Source organism: Pseudomonas sp. CP-1, assembly GCF_021213715.1.
Classification (GTDB): Bacteria; Pseudomonadota; Gammaproteobacteria; order Pseudomonadales; family Pseudomonadaceae; genus Pseudomonas; species Pseudomonas aeruginosa.
This window is the reverse complement of sequence record NZ_JAJQKY010000028.1, coordinates 18072-36457: the sequence shown is the minus strand read 5'-3', so window position 1 is coordinate 36457 and position 18386 is coordinate 18072. Positions and strand designations below refer to the sequence as shown.

Annotated in this window: 7 protein-coding genes; 3 read left to right on the top strand and 4 right to left on the bottom strand. The window is 67.9% G+C overall.

From position 1 onward, the window contains the following. Positions 1-372: 372 nt before the first annotated feature. Positions 373-1170 carry a hypothetical protein gene (locus tag LT948_RS30715; protein WP_003102987.1) on the top strand — a complete coding sequence of 266 codons (798 nt, stop codon included), beginning with the start codon at positions 373-375 and terminating at the stop codon, positions 1168-1170. A gap of 132 nt (positions 1171-1302) precedes the next feature. On the opposite strand, the gene pvdL is transcribed toward LT948_RS30715, so the two are convergent. Both pvdL and pvdG read right to left on the bottom strand, forming a co-directional pair. Next, positions 1303-14331: a pyoverdine non-ribosomal peptide synthetase/polyketide synthase PvdL gene (gene pvdL / locus LT948_RS30710; RefSeq protein WP_033995067.1), complete on the bottom strand. Its 13029-nt coding sequence runs from the start codon at positions 14329-14331 to the stop codon at positions 1303-1305. A gap of 72 nt (positions 14332-14403) precedes the next feature. Continuing rightward, positions 14404-15168: a thioesterase II family protein gene (gene pvdG / locus LT948_RS30705; RefSeq protein ID WP_209364737.1), complete on the bottom strand. Its 765-nt coding sequence runs from the start codon at positions 15166-15168 to the stop codon at positions 14404-14406. Between the two features lie 642 nt (positions 15169-15810). Between pvdG and pvdS the strand changes: the two genes are divergently transcribed. Then, complete coding sequence (gene pvdS / locus LT948_RS30700; RefSeq protein ID WP_003113068.1) at positions 15811-16374, top strand: pyoverdine signaling pathway sigma factor PvdS; 564 nt, start codon at positions 15811-15813, stop codon at positions 16372-16374. A gap of 16 nt (positions 16375-16390) precedes the next feature. Here the strand turns inward: pvdS and LT948_RS30695 are convergent, their stop codons facing one another. Continuing rightward, positions 16391-16858 carry a hypothetical protein gene (locus tag LT948_RS30695; RefSeq protein WP_003113069.1) on the bottom strand — a complete coding sequence of 156 codons (468 nt, stop codon included), beginning with the start codon at positions 16856-16858 and terminating at the stop codon, positions 16391-16393. Between the two features lie 86 nt (positions 16859-16944). Next, a complete protein-coding gene (gene ppk2, locus LT948_RS30690) occupies positions 16945-17859 on the bottom strand; it encodes a polyphosphate kinase 2 (protein ID WP_003089666.1) in 915 nt (304 codons plus the stop codon). A gap of 261 nt (positions 17860-18120) precedes the next feature. Here ppk2 and LT948_RS30685 point away from each other — a divergent pair, with 261 nt between their 5' ends. Then, positions 18121-18366 carry a hypothetical protein gene (locus LT948_RS30685; protein ID WP_003089668.1) on the top strand — a complete coding sequence of 82 codons (246 nt, stop codon included), beginning with the start codon at positions 18121-18123 and terminating at the stop codon, positions 18364-18366. Positions 18367-18386 lie beyond the last annotated feature (20 nt).

Genomic DNA, 18386 nt, shown 5'->3' with positions numbered 1-18386 from the left:
AGGCTGGCGGGACCACCTGTAGACAGGTTGCTCGATGGAGACGCCGGGCAGCGGTATGGCGTGCAGGTTGACCGGCAGGCGGCGAAGAAGTCGTCGCGATCGTGGATGTTCTGCGTCATCTGCCACCTCCCGGAAGGACAGCGAAAGAATAAAGGCCGGCGGCGAAGAGCGACCGCCAGCGCAGCGAGCCGAAGCAAGTTCCGAATATAAGTTAATACCCTGTCAGATCTGGCAGCTTAAGGCGTATGGCGGCGCCAGTTAACAATATGGAAATAGACTTTCCCTAGCCTCACCTCCACGCACAACAACAAGAAGTCATCGGCATGAAAAAAATTCGAAAATTAATATTGGATGATTCCTTCGGAGAAGATTATGACTGCCAGGATCTACCGGGAAGTCGTCAACCCGGGAAAACTCGACGAAACACAGAGGGGAAACCTCGCAAGCGAACTCTACGCGATTCACGCCAGGATCTTTCATGGCGTCCAGTATGAATCCTTCGCTCGCGAGGTCATCCACTCCACCGCCCGCCTCACCCGCATCGCCATCTACCGCAACCGCCAGCACGAGATCGTCGGCTACTGCGCCGTGCATTTCCACGACTCGGAAGTCTTCCAGTACAGCAAGGCCTGCGTGATCCGCGCCGAGTCGGGGATCCTCCCGGAGTACCGGGGGAGCAACCAGAGCATTCCCTTCCTTACCCGCCAGGTGCTGCGCTACAAGTTGCTCAACCCCGGCAAGCGCCTGCTGTTCCTCGACACGCTGATCCATCCCTCCAGCTACGCCCTGGTGACCAAGTACGTGGATGACGTCTGGCCCTGCCACTGCGACCTGGAAAGCCACCACGTGAAGTTCCTCGAACACCTGATCGCCCAGTTCAGCTTCAAGCGCAGCAGCAACGATCCGCTGGTGGTCGACACCGGCTGGACCACCACCGAGGCCGATCACGAACGGGCACGCTGGGCTACGCACAGCAATCCGAATGTGCGTTTCTTCCTTGATCGGAACCCGGAATATCACAAGGGCAACGGATTGATCACGGTATTCCCGATTACCTTGAAGAACATCTTTACGGCGACCCGGCGTTTCAAGCGCAGTTCTTCGGTCAAGCGTAAACAGCACCAGCGTTACAACGCGGCTTCGGCGAAAGTCGGGAATATCGCGTTGTAATGAATCAAGCCGACCCATATATCGGCGTTTATATATACGCACATATATGAAGAATGGCCGGAAGGGAGTATGGAACATTCCCTTCCGGCCATTTTCATCGCCCCCCGCGAAGGGCTCGGCGGCCGGATCCGATCAGAGCATTTCCAGCTTCGACATCAGGTCGTTCAGGCGCTCGGCCTTCTGCTCGCTGATCTCGCTCGGGGCCAGGGACTCGATGTAGCTGGCCAGCTCTTCCACCGTGGTGCATTCGAACATCGCCCGTAGCGGCACGTTGCGTTGCAGGGCCTTCTGCACCCGCGAGGCGATCTGGGTGGCCAGCAGCGAATGCCCGCCGAGTTCGAAGAAGTTGTCGAACACCCCGACCCGCTCGACCTTCAGCACCTCGGCCCAGATCCGTGCCAGGGTTTCCTCCAGTTCGTTGCGCGGGGCCTGGTAGGCCTGGTTCTGCATCTGGCCGATGTCCAACGCCGGCAGCGCCTTGCGGTCGAGCTTGCCGTTGGCGTTGAGCGGCATCCGGTCCAGCACCAGCCAGTGCAGCGGCACCATGTAGTCCGGCAGGTCGGCGCGCAGTTGCTGCTTGATCCGCTCGAACCAGGCGCCCTGCTCCACCATCAGTCCGGCCGGCGAGTCGGCGCTGGAACGCGGTGTCTCGCCGGGAACCAGGTAGCCCACCAGGTACTTGCCGTTCGCCCCTTCCTGGACCGCCACCGCCGCCTCGCGGACGTCGGCGCGTTCGTGCAGGCGCGCCTCGATCTCGCCCAGCTCGATGCGGAAGCCGCGGATCTTCACCTGGTGGTCGATCCGCCCGACATATTCCAGCACTCCGTCGGCGCGCCGCCGCGCCAGGTCGCCGGTACGGTACAGACGCTCGCCCGGCGCGCCGAACGGATGCGGGACGAAGGCCTGAGCGGTGCGCAGCGGATCGCCGACGTAGCCACGACCGACGCCGGTGCCGGCCACGCACAGCTCGCCCACCGCGCCCAGCGGCACCAGTTCGAAGGCGTCGTCGGCGCCGGCACCGAGCAGGTACAGGCGGTTGTTGTCGGTGGGACTGCCGATCGGCAGGTAGGTGCTCTCGGTGGAGGCCAGGTCGACGCGGAAGAACGCCACGTCGTCGGAACACTCCGCCGGCCCGTAGGCATTCACCAGGCCGATCCGTGGGTAGCGCTTGAGCCACTGGCGCGCCAGTTCCGGCGGCATCGCCTCGCCGGTGGGCAACATCCAGCGCAGGCCGTCGAGGGCCTGGCGCTCTTCGGCGAGCATGCCCTGGATCAGCGACGGCACGCTTTCCAGCACCGTGATGCCCTGTTCGCCGACGTGCGCCAGCAGGCCCTGCGGATCGTGGGCGATGGCGTTCGGCACGATCGCCACGCGGGCGCCGAACAACGGCGCGGCGAGGAATTGCCAGACCGAGATGTCGAAGCTCTGCGAGGCGGTCTGGGCGATCACGTCGTTCTCGTCCAGTTCCAGGTACGGGACCTTGCTCAACTGGTTGTTGAGCATGCCCGCCTGCTCCACCATCACGCCCTTCGGCAGTCCGGTGGAGCCGGAGGTGTAGATCACGTAGGCGAGGTTCTGCGGCCCGCTGTAGACCTGCGGATCATGCTCGGCGCCCTCGCCCTGCTGGATCTCGTCCCACACCAGCAGGCGCGGCCGGTCGACGCAGCCGAGTTCGTCGAACAGCGCCAGCGCCTGCTCACGGCAGGCCTGGGTGCAGACCAGTACCGGCGTGCGGCTCAGCTCGACGATCCGGGTCAGGCGCTGGGTCGGATAGCCGGGGTCGAGCGGCAGGTAGCCGGCACCGGCCTTGAAGCTGCCGACGATCATGCCGAGCAGGTCGAGGCCGCGCTCGGCCAGCAGTGCCACCGGCTGGTCGATGCCGACGCCGGCGGCGCGCAGGGCGTGGCCGAGACGGTTGGCCCGGCGGTTCAGCTCGGCGTAGCTCCAGCGCTGCTCCAGGCAACTGGCGGCGATGCGCTGCGGATGGGCCGCCACCTGCGCCTCGAACAGCCGCACGTAGCCTTGCTCCAGCGGGTAGTCGCGGGCGCTGCGGTTGCAGCCGTCGAGGAGGAAGTCGCGCTCGTCCTCGCCGAGCAGCGGCAAGGCCTCCAGTTCGCCATGGAAACCGTCGGCCAGGGCCAGCAGCAGGCGCTTGAACTCGCCGAGCAGGCGCTCGACGGTCGGCGCCTCGAAGTAGCGCTGGTCGTAGGACAGGTGCAGGCCGAGGTCATCGCCCGGATAGCAGACCACGGTCAACGGGAAGTTGGTGTGGGTACGCCCGGAGTCGGAACTGGCGTTCAGGCTCTGCGCGCGGTCCAGCACCGAGACTTCCACCGGAGCGTTCTCGAACACGAACAGACTGTCGAACAGCGGCTGGCCCTTGGGCAGCTCGCTGCTTTCCTGGATGGCCACCAGGGGCAGGTGCTCGTGCTCGCGCAACTCCAGGTTGCGCTCGAACAGCCGGTTCAGCCACTCGCGCACCGTGCAACGCTGGCCGGCGGCCGGCATCTGCACGCGCAATGGGATGCTGTTGATGAACAGGCCGACGGTGCGCTGCATTTCCGGCATGCCCACCGGGCGCCCGGCCACGGTGACGCCGAAGAGCACGTCGCGCTCGCCGCTGAAGCGGCGCAGGGTCAGCGCCCAGGCGGCCTGGGCGAAGGTGTTGACGGTGAGCTGGTAGCGCTGCGCCAGTTCGCGCAGGCGCGCGCCGTCGGCGGCGTCCAGACGCGTGTAGCGGTCGCCGACGATCATCCCGCCGCTCTCGCCGGCGTGCTCGCGGAGGAACGGGCGGTCGCTGGGCACCAGGGTCGGCCGCTCGAAACCGCGCAGGCTCTCGCTCCACCAGCGGCGCGATTGCTCCAGGTCCTGGCGTTGCAGCCAGGCGATGTAGTCGCGGTAGCGCGGCGGCGTCGGCAGGTTCGCCGGGCGGCCTTCGCCGAGGGCGCCGTAGATCTCGAAGAAGTCGTTCATCAGCAGGCCACGGCACCAGGCATCGATGAGGATGTGGTGGTTGCTCATCATGAACCAGTAGCGCGCCTCACCCAGGCGGATCAGGCGCAGGTGGAACGGCGGCTGTTCGAGCAGGTCGAAGCCGGCCTCGCGCTCGCGCTTGTGCAGCGCTTGCAGGCGTTCCTCGTGGCCGTCCTCCGGCAGTTCGCTCCAGTCGAGGAACTCGATGCGGGTGCGACCGGGCTTGTGGATCACCTGCAACATCGTTTCGCCGGCATTCCAGACGAACGACGCACGCAGCGCCTCGTGGCGGGCCACCACCGCCTGCCAGGCAGCGGCGAAGCGCTCGGGATCGAGCGGGCTGTCGATCCGGTAGCGGTCCTGCATGTAGTAGATGCCGGTGCCCGGTTCCAGCAGGGTGTGCAACAGCAACCCTTCCTGCATCGGGGTCAGCGGATAGACGTCCTCGATCTCGCCGGCCGGCACCGCCAGGGCGTCCAGTTGCGCCTGGCTCAGTTGCGCCAGCGGGAAGTCGGACGGGGTCAGGCCGCCGGCGCCGTCTTCCAGGCAATGCTCGATCAGCGCCTGCAGTTCGGCGAGATAGGCCTGCGCCAGCTCGTTCACCGTCCGCGCGTCGTAGCGCTCGCGGCTGTAGGTCCAGCGCAGCACCAGCTCGCCGCCGTAGACCTGGCCATCGACGCTCAGCTCGTTGGGCAACGGCGCCTGCTCGTCGTGGATCGGCCCGGTGGGCTGGTCCAGCGGCTGGAACAGGGCGTCGGCGAAGCTCTGGTCGAACTGTCCGAGGTAGTTGAAGGTGATCGGCGCCGTCGGCAGCGCGGCCATCGCCTGGCGCACCGCCGGATCGGCGAGGTAGCGCAGCACGCCGTAGCCGAGGCCCTTGTGCGGCACCGCGCGGAGCTGTTCCTTGATCGCCTTGATCGACTCGCCCGGGCTCTGCGCCGGGGTCAGGCGCAACGGGTAGGCGCTGGTGAACCAGCCGACACTGCGGGTCAGGTCGATATCGTCGAACAGCGCCTCGCGGCCATGCCCTTCCAACTGCACCAGCGTCGACGGCTGCCCGCTCCAGCGGCAGAGCACGCGAGCGAGGGCGGTCAGCAGCAGGTCGTTGACTTGGGTGCGGTAGGCCGCCGGCGCCTGTTGCAGCAATTGCCGGGTACGTTGCGGGTCGAGCCGCAGGCTGACACTTTCCGCCAGCGCCTCGCGGTTGTCGCCCTGCGGGCGGTCGCATGGCCACTCGGCCGACTGCCCGCCCAGCCGGGCTTGCCACCAGCCCAGCTCCTCGCGCAGCGATTCGCTGCCGGCGTAGGCCTGCAGGCGTCCGGCCCAGTCGCGGAAGGCGCTGGTCTTGGCCGGCAGCGCCGGTTCGGCGCCCTCGGCGAACTGACGGTAGACCTGTTGCAGATCCTCCAGCAGCACCCGCCAGGACACCCCGTCCACCACCAGGTGGTGGATCGCCAGCAGCAGGCGTTGCTCGCCGGCCGGGCCGTCCACCAGCACCGCGCGCAGCAGCGGCCCCTGTTCGAGGTCGAGGCTGCGCTGGGCCTTGGCGAACAGCTCGGCGCATTCGTCGAAGGATTGCACCGGGACGTGCCAGAGCAGTTCCTGTTCGCGCAGCGGACGATGCTGCGCCAGCCACTCGCCGTCGACCTGGCGGAACGCCAGGCGCAGGGCATCATGCTGTTCGACCAGGCGTTGCAGGGACTTGCGCAGCAGGCCGAGGTCAATGGCCTGCCGCGGCTGCAACAGCAGCGACTGGTTCCAGTGTTCGCGGCGCGCCAGCGGCAGGTCGAAGAACCAGTGCTGGATCGGCGTCAGCGCGCTGTCGCCCTGCACCGGCCCCTGCTCGGCCTGGCTGGCCTGGCTGTGCCGGGCCACCGCGGCGAGGCTCTGCACGGTCTGGTGCTGGAACAGGTCGCGGGGGCTGAAGTGGATGCCGAGCTGGCGGGCGCGGCTGACCACCTGGATCGACAGGATCGAATCGCCGCCCAGTTCGAAGAAGTTGTCGCCGAGACCTACCCGCTCGACGTTCAGCACCTCGCGCCAGACCCCGGCCAGTTGCTGCTCCAGCACGCTGCGCGGGGCCTCGTAGGCCTGCCGGTTGAGCGCCGGGTCGGGCGCCGGCAGCGCGCGGCGGTCGAGCTTGCCGTTGGCGGTCAGCGGCAGGCTGGCGAGCAACAGCAGGTGGGCCGGCACCATGTAGTCCGGCAATTGCTGCTTGAGATGCGTTTTCAGCGCCTCGCGCAGCGCCGCCTGGGCGTCCTCGTCCTGCTCGGCCACCGCGCTGGCGACATAACCGGCCAACTGCTTGCCGCTCGGGCTGTCGAGCGCCAGGACCAGCGCTTCGCGAACCTGCGGATGCTCCAGCAGGCGCGCCTCGATCTCGCCCAGTTCGATGCGGAAGCCACGGATCTTCACCTGGTGGTCGATGCGGCCGACATATTCCACCTGGCCGTTGTCGCACAGGCGCACCAGGTCGCCGGTGCGGTACAGGCGGCCGCCCTCGGCAGCGAAGGGATCGGGCACGAAGCGCTCGGCGCTGAGCGCCGGACGCTCATGGTAGCCGCGCGCCAGGCCGGCGCCGCCGACGTAGAGTTCGCCGGTCGCGCCCTGCGGCACCAGGGCCAGGTCGGCATCCAGGATGTAGGCGACCCGCGCGCCGACCACGCTGCCGATCGGCACGCTGGCGGCACCCTCCTCCAGGCGTTCGGGAGCCAGGCAGGCCAGCGGCATGACCACCGTTTCGGTCGGTCCGTAGGCATTGAAGAACGACGCCGGGGCGAAGGCCTGGCGAATCCGTTGCAGGTGCTCGCCGGTCAGCGCTTCGCCGCCGGTGATGCACATGCGCACCGGCAACTGCCGGCCCTGGCTCTCCAGCCACTGGGCGAGCTGGCTGCCGTAGCTTGGGGTGAAGCCGAGGATGCTCACGCCCTCCGCGCGGATCAGCTCGCAGATTTCCTCCGCGCCCCACTGGCCCTGGGCCCGCAGCACCACGCGGGCGCCGCACAGCAACGGGGCCAGCAGGCGCTCGCTGGCGGCGTCGAAGTTGATCGAATAGAAGTGCAGTTCGCAATCCTCGGCGCGCATGCCGAAGCGCTCGATCACCGCGGCGCAGTGCATGGCGATCTCGCCGTGGGAGACCGCCACGCCCTTCGGCTTGCCGGTGGAGCCGGAGGTATAGATCAGGTAGGCCTGGTGCTGCGGACCGCTCAGCGCTGCCAGCGGCGCGGGGTCCTCGGCGTCCAGCGCCGGGCCGTCCTCCTCGAGGCACCAGCGCGCCACGCCCGCCGGCAGCTCGCCGAGGGCCTCGAACAGCGCCGCGTGGCTGAGCAGCAGGCGTACGCCGCTGTCCTCGATCATGTATTGCAGGCGCTCCAGCGGATATTCCGGGTCCAGCGGCACGTAGGCGCCGCCAGCCTTGAGGATCGCCAGCAGGCCGACGACCATCTCCAGCGAACGCTCCAGGGCCAGGCCGACCCGCACTTCCGGGCCGACGCCGTGACTGCGCAGGACGCGCGCCAGACGGTTGGAGCGGGCATCGAGTTCGGCATAGCTCAGGGTCTGTCCGGCGAAGGTCAGCGCCGGGGCCTGGGGGCTGGCCGCCACGCGGGCGGCGAACAGGCCATGGAGGGTGTCCTGGAGCCCTGCCTCGCCGGCCGTGCCGGCGAGCAGCAGTTGCTTCCGCTCCTCGGCGGCGAACAGCGGCAATTCGGCAATGCGCCGCTGCGGGTCGCCCAGCAGCGCCTCCAGCAGGTTCTGCCAGTGTCCGGCCATCCGCGCGATGCGCGGTTCGTCGAACAGGTCGCGGCTGTAGGTCAGGCAGCAGCCGAGGCGCTGGTCGAGGTCGGTGACCTCCAGGTTGAGGTCGAACTTGGTCGCCCGCGCATCGTTGGCGATGTACTCGACGGTCATCCCGGCCAGTTGCCGGGTTTGCTGGAACTCCCAGCGCTGAACGTTGCACATCACCTGGAACAACGGGTTGTAGGCGGCGCTGCGCGGCGGTTGCAGGGCTTCCACCAGGTGGTCGAACGGCAGGTCCTGGTGCGACTGGCCATCGATCACGGTCTGCCGCACCTGCTCCAGCAGCTCACCGACGCTCATCTGTCCGTCGAGCCGGCAGCGCAGCACCTGGGTATTGAGGAAGGCGCCGATCAGCCCTTCGCTCTCCGGGCGGATGCGGTTCGCCACCGGCGCGCCGATGCGCAGGTCCTGCTGGCCGCTGTAGCGGTAGAGCAAGGCCGCAAGGGTGGCGGTCATGGTCATGAACATGGTCAGTCCGCGGGCGGCGTTGAAGCGCCGCACGCGCTCGGCCAGCTCGGGGCTCAGGTCGAAGCGGTAGAGGTCGCCCTGGTGGCTCTGCACCGGCGGGCGTGGCCGGTCGCCCGGCAGTTCGAGCAGCGGATGCTCGTTGCCCAGCTGGGCCTTCCAGTAGTCGAGCTGGCGCTGGCGCTCGCCGCTCTCCAGCCACTCGCGCTGCCACACGCTGTAGTCCAGGTACTGGACCGGCAACGGCTCCAGCGGCGATTCGCGGTCGTCGAGGAAGGCCTCGTAGAGCGCGCCCAGTTCGCGGGCGAAGATGTCCATCGCCCAGCCTTCGGTGACGATGTGGTGCAGGGTCACCACCAGGTAGTGCTCACGCTCGGCCATCTTCACCATGCAGACCCGCAGCAACGGCCCGCTCTCAAGATCGAAGGGCCGGTGCGCCTCGCTGTCGGCGAGGGTCTGCAGGTGCTGCTGGCGGCTGTCGCGGTCGAGCGCGGAGAAGTCCTGCCAGTCCATGTGCAGGCCGCCATCGCCATGTACGCGCTGTACCGGCACGCCGTCGACGCTGGGGAACGTGGTGCGCAGGGTCTCGTGGCGCTGCACCAGGGCCTGTAGCGCGGCCTCGAAGCGCGCCACGTCCAGCGGCCCGCTCAGGCGCGCCAGGCCGCCGACGTTGTAGGCCGGGCTGTCCGGCTCCAGTTGCCAGAGGAACCACATGCGCTGCTGCGAGTAGGACAGCGGCACCGGCTGCTCGCGGTCGATGCGGCGGATCGCGCCGTGGCTGTCGGTACGTCCGGCGGCCTGGGCTGCGCGGACCTGTTCGCAGAAGGCCTCCAGTTCGCTGGCCTCGAACAGCGCGCGCAACGGCAGTTCGACGTCGCAGGCCTGGCGGGTGCGCGAGACGATGCGGGTGGCCAGCAGGGAATGCCCGCCGAGTTCGAAGAAATCGTCGCGCAGGCCGACCCGCGGCAGGCCGAGCACTTCGCTCCAGATCGCGGCGATGCGCCGTTGCAGCTCGGTCCGCGGCTCGACGTGCTCGCGCTGCTGCCAGACCGGCTCCGGCAGCGCCCGCGTATCCAGCTTGCCGCTCGGGCCAAGGGGCATCTGCGCCAGGCGCATCAACTGTGCCGGAACCATGTATTCCGGCAGTTCGGCCTGTAGCGCGGCGCGCAGACGCTGGTTCTGCTCGGCTTCCGCCTCGGCGCCGGCAGCGCCGGTGTAATAGCCGACCAACTGGCTGCCGGCCACGCCTTCGCGGATCACCACCACCGCCTGGGCCACCCCCGGCTGCGCCAGCAGGCGTGCCTGGATCTCCTCCGGCTCGATGCGGAAGCCACGCAGCTTGACCTGCTGGTCGAGGCGGCCGAGGTATTCCAGCACGCCGTCGGCGTTCCAGCGCGCGCGGTCGCCGGTGCGGTACAGGCGCTCACCGTCGGCCGAGAACGGATCGGCGACGAAGCGCTCGGCGCTCAGCGCCGGGCGCCCCAGGTAGCCACGGGCCAGGCCCAGGCCGCCGATGCACAGCTCGCCGGCGACGCCGGCCGGCAGCAGGTTGAACTCGGCGTCCAGCACGCGGCAGACCACATTGCCCAGCGGCCGGCCGATCGGCGACCGCTCGCCGTCTTCCGCGCGGCACTGCCAGTGGGTGACGTTGATGGCGGTCTCGGTCGGCCCGTAGCGGTTATGCAGGGCCACTGCCGGCAGGCGTTGCAACACGCGGTTGCGCAGCTCCGCCGGAAGCGCCTCGCCGCCGGAGAACAGGCGGCGCAGGCTGCCGCAGGCGGCGACGCCGGGTTCGTCGATGAACAGTTGCAGCAGCGGCGGCACGAAGTGCAGCGTGGTCACCCCGAACTGCCGCACCAGTTCCACCAGGCGCGCCGGATCGCGGTGCTCGCCGGGGGCGGCGAGGGCCAGCCGGCAACCGGTGACCAGCGGCCAGAAGCACTCCCACACCGACACGTCGAAGCTCACCGGCGCCTTCTGCATCAGCACGTCGTCGCCGTCGAGGGCGTAGGTGGCCTGCATCCATTGCAGGCGCTCGGCCAGCGCCGCGTGGGTATTGCCCACGCCCTTCGGCTGGCCGGTGGAACCGGAGGTGTAGATGACGTAGGCGAGATTGTCGCCGTGCAGGTGCAGGCCCGGTGCCTGGCTCGGCCAGTTGTCGAGCTTGAGGCTGTCCAGGCAGATCGGCGTGACGCCCTCCGCGCCAGGCAGGCGCTCGAACAGATGGGCCTGGGTCAGCAGCAGCTCGACGCCGCTGTCGGCGAGCATGTAGGCCAGGCGTTCGCTGGGGTAGTCCGGGTCCAGCGGCACGTAGGCGCCGCCCGCCTTGACGATCGCCAGCAGACCGACCAGCAGTTGCGGCGAACGCTCGGCGCAGATCGCTACCCGCACGTCCGGGCCGACGCCCTTGTCGCGCAGGTAGTGGGCCAGGCGGTTGGCCCGGGCGTGCAGTTCGGCGTAGCCGAGGCTGCCGCCGTCCCACTCCAGGGCGACGCGTTCGGCGGACTGCGCCAGTTGCCGCTCCAGCAGCTCCGGCAGCCAGGCGCGCGCCGGCTCGCAGGGCGCGCTGCCCCATTCGGCGAGGCGCGCCGCCTGCTCGGCGTCGACCAGGGCGATATCGCCGAGGCAGCGCTGCGGGTCTTCCGCGACCTGGCGCAGCAGCTCCAGGTATTGCGCGGCGAAACGCCGGATACTGGCCTCCTCGAAGAGGTCCGCGGCGTAGTCGAAGTTCAGGGTCAGGCGACCGCGAGCGTCCTCCTCGCTCTGCAGTTGCAGGTCGAACTTGGCTTCGCGGCTGTGCCAGGGCAGCTCGTCGGCGAGCAGGCCAGGCAGCCGGCGCAACGCCGACAGGTCGCGCTGCTGGTGGTTGAACAACACCTGGAACAACTGGCCACCCTGGCCGCAGGCTGCGAGCACCTGGTCGAACGGCAGGTCCTGGTTGGCCTGGGCGCCGAGGGTCGCCTCGCGAGCCTCGCCGAGCAACGCGGCGAACGGCTGGCGCGCCCGGGGCGTGCCGCGCAGGACCAGGGTGTTGATGAAGAAGCCGACCAGCCCCTGGGTCTCCAGGCGCTGGCGGTTGGCGCTGGGCACGCCGATGCGGATCTCGCCCTGCCCGCTGTGGCGATGCAGCAGCGCCTGGAACGCCGCCAGCAGCCACATGAAGACACTCGCCTCATGGTCCAGCGCGGCCTCGCGGATGGCCCGCGCCAGGGCTTCGTCGACCCGCAGGCTGTAGCGCGCGGCCGGCGACGCCTGGCGCGCCGTGCGCGGATGGTCGGTGGCCAGTTCCAGCACCGGCGCCGCGTCGCCCAGGCGTTCCCGCCAGTAGGCCAGTTGGCGGGCGCCCTCGCCCGCGTCCAGCCACTGCCGTTGCCAGGCGGCGAATTCGGCGTAGTGCAGTTCCAGCGGCGCCAGGTCGGCCGGCTGGCCACCGCAGGCTTCGGCGTAGAGCCGCGAGAATTCGTCGAGCAGCAGGTTCAGCGACCAACCATCGGCGACGATGTGATGCAGGGTGACCCAGAGCTGGTGCTCCTGTTCGTCCAGGCGCACCAGGCTGACCCGCAGCAGCGGCCCCTTTTCCAGGTCGAACGGCTGCTGCGCCTCGGCTTCGCGGCGCTGCGCGGCAGCCGCGTCACGTTCGTGCTCGGCCAGCGCGGCGAGGTCGACGAACTGCCAGGCGAACTCGCCCTGCTCGTCGATACGCTGCAAGGCTGCGCCGTCGCGCTCGAGGAAACGCGTGCGCAGCGCTTCGTGGCGTTCGACCAGGCGCTGGAAGCTGGCGCGCAGCGCCGCTTCGTCCAGCTCGCCGCGCAGGCGCAGGCCGCCGGGGATGTTGTAGGCGGCGCTCTGCGGATCGATCTGCCAGGTCAGCCAGAGACGCTGCTGCGCCGCCGACTGCGGCAGGTCGACACCGCGCGGCAGGTGCGCCATCGGTGCCTCGGCCGGCAGGCCGGCGGCCAGTTGGCGGGCCACCGTGGCGCTGAAGGCCTGCAGGGTCGGCGCCTCGAACAATTGGCGCAGGTCGAGGGCGACGCCGAGACTGTCGCGCACCTGGGCGACCACCTGGGCGGCGCCGATGGAATTGCCGCCAAGCAGGAAGAAGTGATCGCGCGGCGCTACCTGCGCCACGCCCAACCGGGCCTTCCAGATCTCGCCGATGCGTGCCAGCAGTTCGTCGTCGCCTGCCGGCGGCTGCGCTTCCTGCACGGCCTGGAGGCCGGGAAACAGCGCATAGCTGTCCAGGCTGCCGTCTTCCAGGCGCAGGCGGCAGGCGGAACGTTGCAGCTTGCCGCTGGATGTCTTCGGCAAGGCGCCGGGATTGAGCAGCGCCACCACCTTCGGCGCTTCCTGGTAGGCCTCGGCCACCGCCTGGCGGATCGAGTCGATCAGCTCCTGGGCCGGCACCGACTTCTGGACGCCGCGACCGATCTCGGCGGCAATGCCGATACCTTCCTCGCCATCGACCGTGACCGCGAAGGCCGCGACCCTGCCCTTGCGCGCCGACGGCACCTCGCTCTCGACGGTGCGCTCGATGTCCTGCGGATAGAGGTTGTGGCCGCGGACGATGAGCATGTCCTTCAGGCGCCCGGTGACGAACAGTTCGCCGTCGCGGAGGAAACCAAGATCGCCGGTGCGCAGCCAGGTGCGCCCGTCACGCTCGACGAAGGTCTTCGCCGAGGCTTCCGGGTTGCGCCAGTAGCCGTGGGCGATGCTCGGTCCGGCGGCCCAGATCTCGCCGACGTTGTCGTCGCCGAGAACCTCGCCGCTCGCCGCGTCGACGATCAGCACGGCGTGTTCCGGCTGGCTGCGGCCGCAGCACATCAGCACGCTGCCTGCGCCTTCGGCGATGCGGTTGCGCGCCAGCGCCTCGCCATCCACCGCCAGGGCGGGAATGCCCTGGCCGCGCTGGCCGCCGGTGACGAACAGGGTCGCCTCGGCGAGGCCGTAGCAGGCGAAGAAACTGGACGCCTCGAAGCGGCTGGCGGCGAATTTCTCGGCGAAGCGTTCCAGGCTGTCCTGGCGGATCGGCTCGGAACCGGAGAAGGCTACCCGCCAGCCGCTCAGGTCGAGACGCTGCAGGGCCGACTCGGCGACCCGCTCGCTGCACAGCCGGTAGGCGAAATCGGGACCGCCGCTGACGGTGCCGCCGTACTGGCTGATGGCTTCCAGCCAGCGCACCGGACGTTCGAGGAAGTAGCGCGGCGACATCAGCACGCAGGGTACGCCGCTGAAGATCGGTTGCAGCAGGCCGCCGATCAGGCCCATGTCGTGGTACAGCGGCAGCCAGCTGACGATCACGTCGTCGGCACCGATGCCGAAGCCTCGGCGGATCAGCACCTCGTTGGCGACCAGGTTGCCATGGCTGACCTGCACGCCCTTGGGCAATGCGGTTGAACCGGAGGTGTACTGGAGGAAGGCGATATGCTCGGGACGCACTTGCGGCTCGTCCCAGGCCTCGGCAACGGCCGGGTCCAACTGGTCGACGCAGAGCAGTTGCGGGGCGTTGGCGGCGGACAGTTGCGCGTTCATCTGCAGCAATGGCTCGCGCAGGTCAGCGGTGGTCAGGACCAGGCGCGGCTCGGCGTCGGCGATGATCGACAACAGGCGTTCCTGGTGATGGCGGCGCGCCGACTCCGGCGGATAGGCCGGCACCGCAATGACCCCGGCATACAGGCAACCGAAGAACGCCGCGACGTAGTCGGGGCCGCTGGGAAACAGCAGCACCGCGCGATCGCCCAGCTGCGCATGGGCCTGCAGGGCCGCGGCGATGCTCCGCGCGCGCAGGTCGAGATCGCGATAGCTGAGGACCACGCCTTCGCCATCGTCCTCGGCGAGGAAGCGCAGCGCCAGGCGCTCGGGCTCCTGGACAGCGCGGCGACGCAGGGCCTGGACCAGGGTGGTGGGAAGTTCGAAGGCGTCCATCATGTGTTTTCCTGCCTGAATTCGGCTTGCAATCGAGTTCTAGTGAGTCCCGGAAACAGTCGTCGCGGTCGCCCCTCAACTGGCGGCGCGCATGCTTCCCCGGACCTTGTCCTTGTGCCAGCGCAGCAGATGCTGGCCGGCGTAGCGACGCAGCAGGCGCAGCAACTGCCCCTGCTGTTCGCGGATGAAAAAGTGCTGCCCGTCGAGCAGGTCGAGGGTGAAGTCGCCCCCGGCCTCATGCAGCCAGCCGAGCAACTCGGCGCTGCGCAGGCTGTCCTCGCGTCCGCCGAACAGGTGCAGCGCCGCGTCCAGCGGCCCATGCGCCTGGTAGCGGTAGCTGCCGGTGACGAGAAAGTCCGCTCGCACCACTGGCAACAGCATCTGCATCAGCGACAGATCGTTGAGGACGGCCTCCGGAGTACCCCGGTAGTCGCGCAACGCGGCAACCAGTTCGGCGTCGGCCTTGGCGCGCCGGTAGCCGCTGACATCGTTTTCGGCGGGCGGGGATACACCGGAGAGGAATAGCGCCAGCGGCCCTTCGAGGCCGCGCCGACGCATGGCATGGGCCAGTTCGAAGGCCAGCAGCCCGCCCAGGCTGTGGCCGAAGAAGGCGTAGGGAGAAGCGCTGTCGAGGGTGCCTTGCAGCTCGCCGGCCAATTGCGCGACCAGGCTGGCGGCATCGGTATGCAGGGCCTCGCCGAAGCGGAGGCCGCGCCCCGGCAATTCCAGGGGCAACAAGCGGATCCAGCCCGGCAGGCTGGGCTGCCAGCGGCGGAACAGCGTGGCGCTGGCCCCCGAATAAGGCAGGCAGAACAATTGCAGGGAAACGGCCGGGCTCACCTGCCGACCTCCTTGCGCCGCTGTCGTGGCCCTCGTCCGGGGCAGAGCGCTTTCCCATGATCGATCGGCATTTCCGTCTCCTGCTGCGCACGCCGGGGCGCCGGGCACCTGCCCGCGCTGTCACAGAGGGGAACGGATAACAACGGCAAATAATTAGCGCATGTAACCGCAATCTCCGGGCAACCGCGGAGCATTGCGCGAAAGGACGCCAACCCCTATCCATTCTGATGGGTTGTGCCCGGCGCTATCGCCGCATCGGCGATAGCGATGTACGCCATGGAGCAGCCGGGGACGGTTGTCGCAGCGCCTTCGCGCAGTTCTTGCGCGGAACGTCGGCAGGAGCCGCGAGGCATTCAATACCTATTTCTAACTAGCTGATTCCTAAAGATTATTAAAAAAATTTCGTCTGCGACGCATGACTGCAACATTGGCGCGGCCATCCTTCTGAAACGCCGAAGAATTTCTCCCCTCCATCATTCGCAGCGGCTATTTGCCAGCATGCGGACCATTCACGAATAAAGGTGAGATTGGTTATTTCTTCGTAATTGACAATCATTATCATTCAACATAATTTGTTGCGCCATGTGTGGGTCTCCCCCACCGCCAGTGCTCTGCAGCCCCCTCCGCAGCAAGGTGATTTCCATGTCGGAACAACTGTCTACCCGCAGATGCGATACCCCGCTCCTCCAGGCTTTCGTCGATAACCGCACGATCCTGGTGAAGATCGCCGCCCGCATTACCGGTTGCCGCTCGCGAGCCGAAGATGTGGTCCAGGATGCGTTCTTCAGGCTCCAGTCGGCGCCGCAGATCACTTCGTCGTTCAAGGCACAGCTCAGCTACCTGTTCCAGATCGTCCGCAACCTGGCCATCGATCACTACCGCAAGCAGGCGCTCGAACAGAAATACTCGGGGCCGGAGGAAGAAGGCCTGAACGTGGTGATCCAGGGCGCCTCGCCGGAAACCTCGCACATCAACTACGCGACCCTCGAACACATCGCGGATGCCCTCACCGAGCTGCCCAAGCGCACCCGCTACGCCTTCGAGATGTACCGCCTGCACGGCGTGCCGCAGAAGGACATCGCCAAGGAACTGGGCGTCTCGCCGACCCTGGTCAACTTCATGATCCGCGACGCCCTGGTGCACTGCCGCAAGGTCACCGCCGAGCGCCAGGGCGACAACGTCACCCATCTCAGCGCCCGCCGCTGACGGCGGCGAGCATTCCTCAGCGCCGGTAGCGGCGCACCGACGCCGCCTGCGCCTCGGCCCTGGCGGCGAAATGGGTTCCCAGCAGCAACAGCGCCGCGCGCTTGTGGCGAAAATCGAAGGGTTGGCCGCAGCAGCGGCAAAGGCCCGGCGCGGTTTCGCAGCGCTCCTTTCCCAGCGTTGTCCTCGGCGGCTCAACGGGACCGTCCAGGTAGAAATGGTGGACCAGCGCCGCCAACCACTCCGCCACCCGCTCCGGCTCTCCCCGCTCCCGCGGCCCAAGGGCGTAAAGCAAGCCCGTGGGATCGCCACGCCGGCGCTCCTCCTCGATGAATGCGCAGGTCGCGACAGGTTCAGGACGCTCCTGCGCCGGCTCGTGCGACTCGTTGCACGCAGGCCGCTGCCTGTCGCAGCGGGCATATGGATCGGCCTCGCGGCGCTCGAGGGGCGACGGAAACGACAGGCTGGAGGCTGGGGACGGAAGCATGGCCGGCTACTCGTGGGGCTTGCCTGAGTAACGTCGCATCCCGCCGCGAATTTACCCGTCCAGCCCGGCGTCCGGCCGAACGGCCATCAATAGACTTCCGGCACGATGATCTCACCGGGCGTCGGATGCCTGACGTAATCGGCGTGGCGCAGGCGCTCCGGCAGGTGTACCGGCGGCTGCGGAACTTCCCGGTAGGGCATCTGCTGCAACAGGTGGTGGATGCAATTCAGCCGCGCGCGCTTCTTGTCGTCGGCCTGTACCACCCACCAGGGCGCCTCGGGGATGTGGGTGCGTTCGAGCATGGTTTCCTTGGCCTTGGTGTAGGCCTCCCAGCGCCGCCGCGACTCCAGGTCCATCGGGCTGAGCTTCCACTGCTTGAGCGGATCGTGGATACGGCTGAGGAAGCGCAGGTGCTGCTCGGCGTCGGAGATGGAGAACCAGTACTTGAGCAACTGGATGCCCGAGCGCGCCAGCATCTTTTCGAACTCCGGCACGCTGCGGAAGAATTCCTCGTATTGTTCGTCGTTGCAGAAACCCATGACCCGCTCGACCCCGGCACGGTTGTACCAGCTGCGGTCGAACAGGACGATCTCGCCACCGGCCGGCAGGTGCGAGACGTAGCGCTGGAAATACCACTGGGTCTGCTCGCGGTCGTTCGGCGCGGGCAGCGCGGCGACCCGGCAGACCCGCGGGTTGAGGCGCTGGGTGATGCGCTTGATCACGCCGCCCTTGCCCGCCGCGTCGCGCCCCTCGAAGAGAATCACCACCTTGTGCCCGGTGTGCACCACCCAGTTCTGCAGTTTCACCAGTTCCCGTTGCAGGCGGAACAGTTCGCGGAAATAGCGGCGCCGACTCAATTCGCCGGGCGCATCCTCCTGCTCGGGACCGAACAGCTCGTCCAGGTTCAGCTCGTCGTCGAGCAGTTCCTGCTCCAGCTCTTCGTCGTGTCGATCGAGCCAGTCGCGACCGATGCGGCCCGAGGTATCGCCATAGGAGTCCATGCGCTGCTCTCCACGTCATGCCGAAATACCGCGAATGCTAGGCGCGTCTTCATGACGGTTTGGTGACGGTTAGATGAAAACGTAGCGATCGCTCGCCGTCGAAAACAGTCGAAAGGTCACTGAAAGTCAGAAAATTCCCTAATCATTTGAATGACTTGGCCTAAGCTGGCCAGCCTCTCCGCACTTTCCACATGCTCCGCGCACCCCGGCGACCGCCGGGGCGAACCGCGCCCTTGCGGCGCCATTGATCGGAGATCAACCATGCAAGCGTTTTCCAAACAGCAACTCATCGATGCGCTGAACGCCCAGAGCAGCGACCTGGCCACCCTGCAGAGCCTGGTCATGGGCCTCTACCTGTGGATTCGCGACAGCCATGGCCAGGCCAGCGTCGATGCGGCCTTCCAGCGCGCCCGCGAGGAGGCCAGGCAATTCCGCCAGCAGAGCGGCAACCAGGCTGACGAGCGATTGATCCTGCAACTGGCGGAAATCGTCCGCGAACAACCCTGAGCCATGACCGGCACAGACTG

Excerpts from the sequence above, each read along its gene's own strand:
- LT948_RS30695 (WP_003113069.1), bottom strand. The coding sequence starts at position 16,858 with ATGCTTCCGTCCCCAGCCTCCAGCCTGTCGTTTCCGTCGCCCCTCGAG.
- LT948_RS30685 (WP_003089668.1), top strand. The coding sequence starts at position 18,121 with ATGCAAGCGTTTTCCAAACAGCAACTCATCGATGCGCTGAACGCCCAG.
- LT948_RS30715 (WP_003102987.1), top strand. The coding sequence starts at position 373 with ATGACTGCCAGGATCTACCGGGAAGTCGTCAACCCGGGAAAACTCGAC.
- pvdS (WP_003113068.1), top strand. The coding sequence starts at position 15,811 with ATGTCGGAACAACTGTCTACCCGCAGATGCGATACCCCGCTCCTCCAG.
- ppk2 (WP_003089666.1), bottom strand. The coding sequence starts at position 17,859 with ATGGACTCCTATGGCGATACCTCGGGCCGCATCGGTCGCGACTGGCTC.
- pvdL (WP_033995067.1), bottom strand. The coding sequence starts at position 14,331 with ATGATGGACGCCTTCGAACTTCCCACCACCCTGGTCCAGGCCCTGCGT.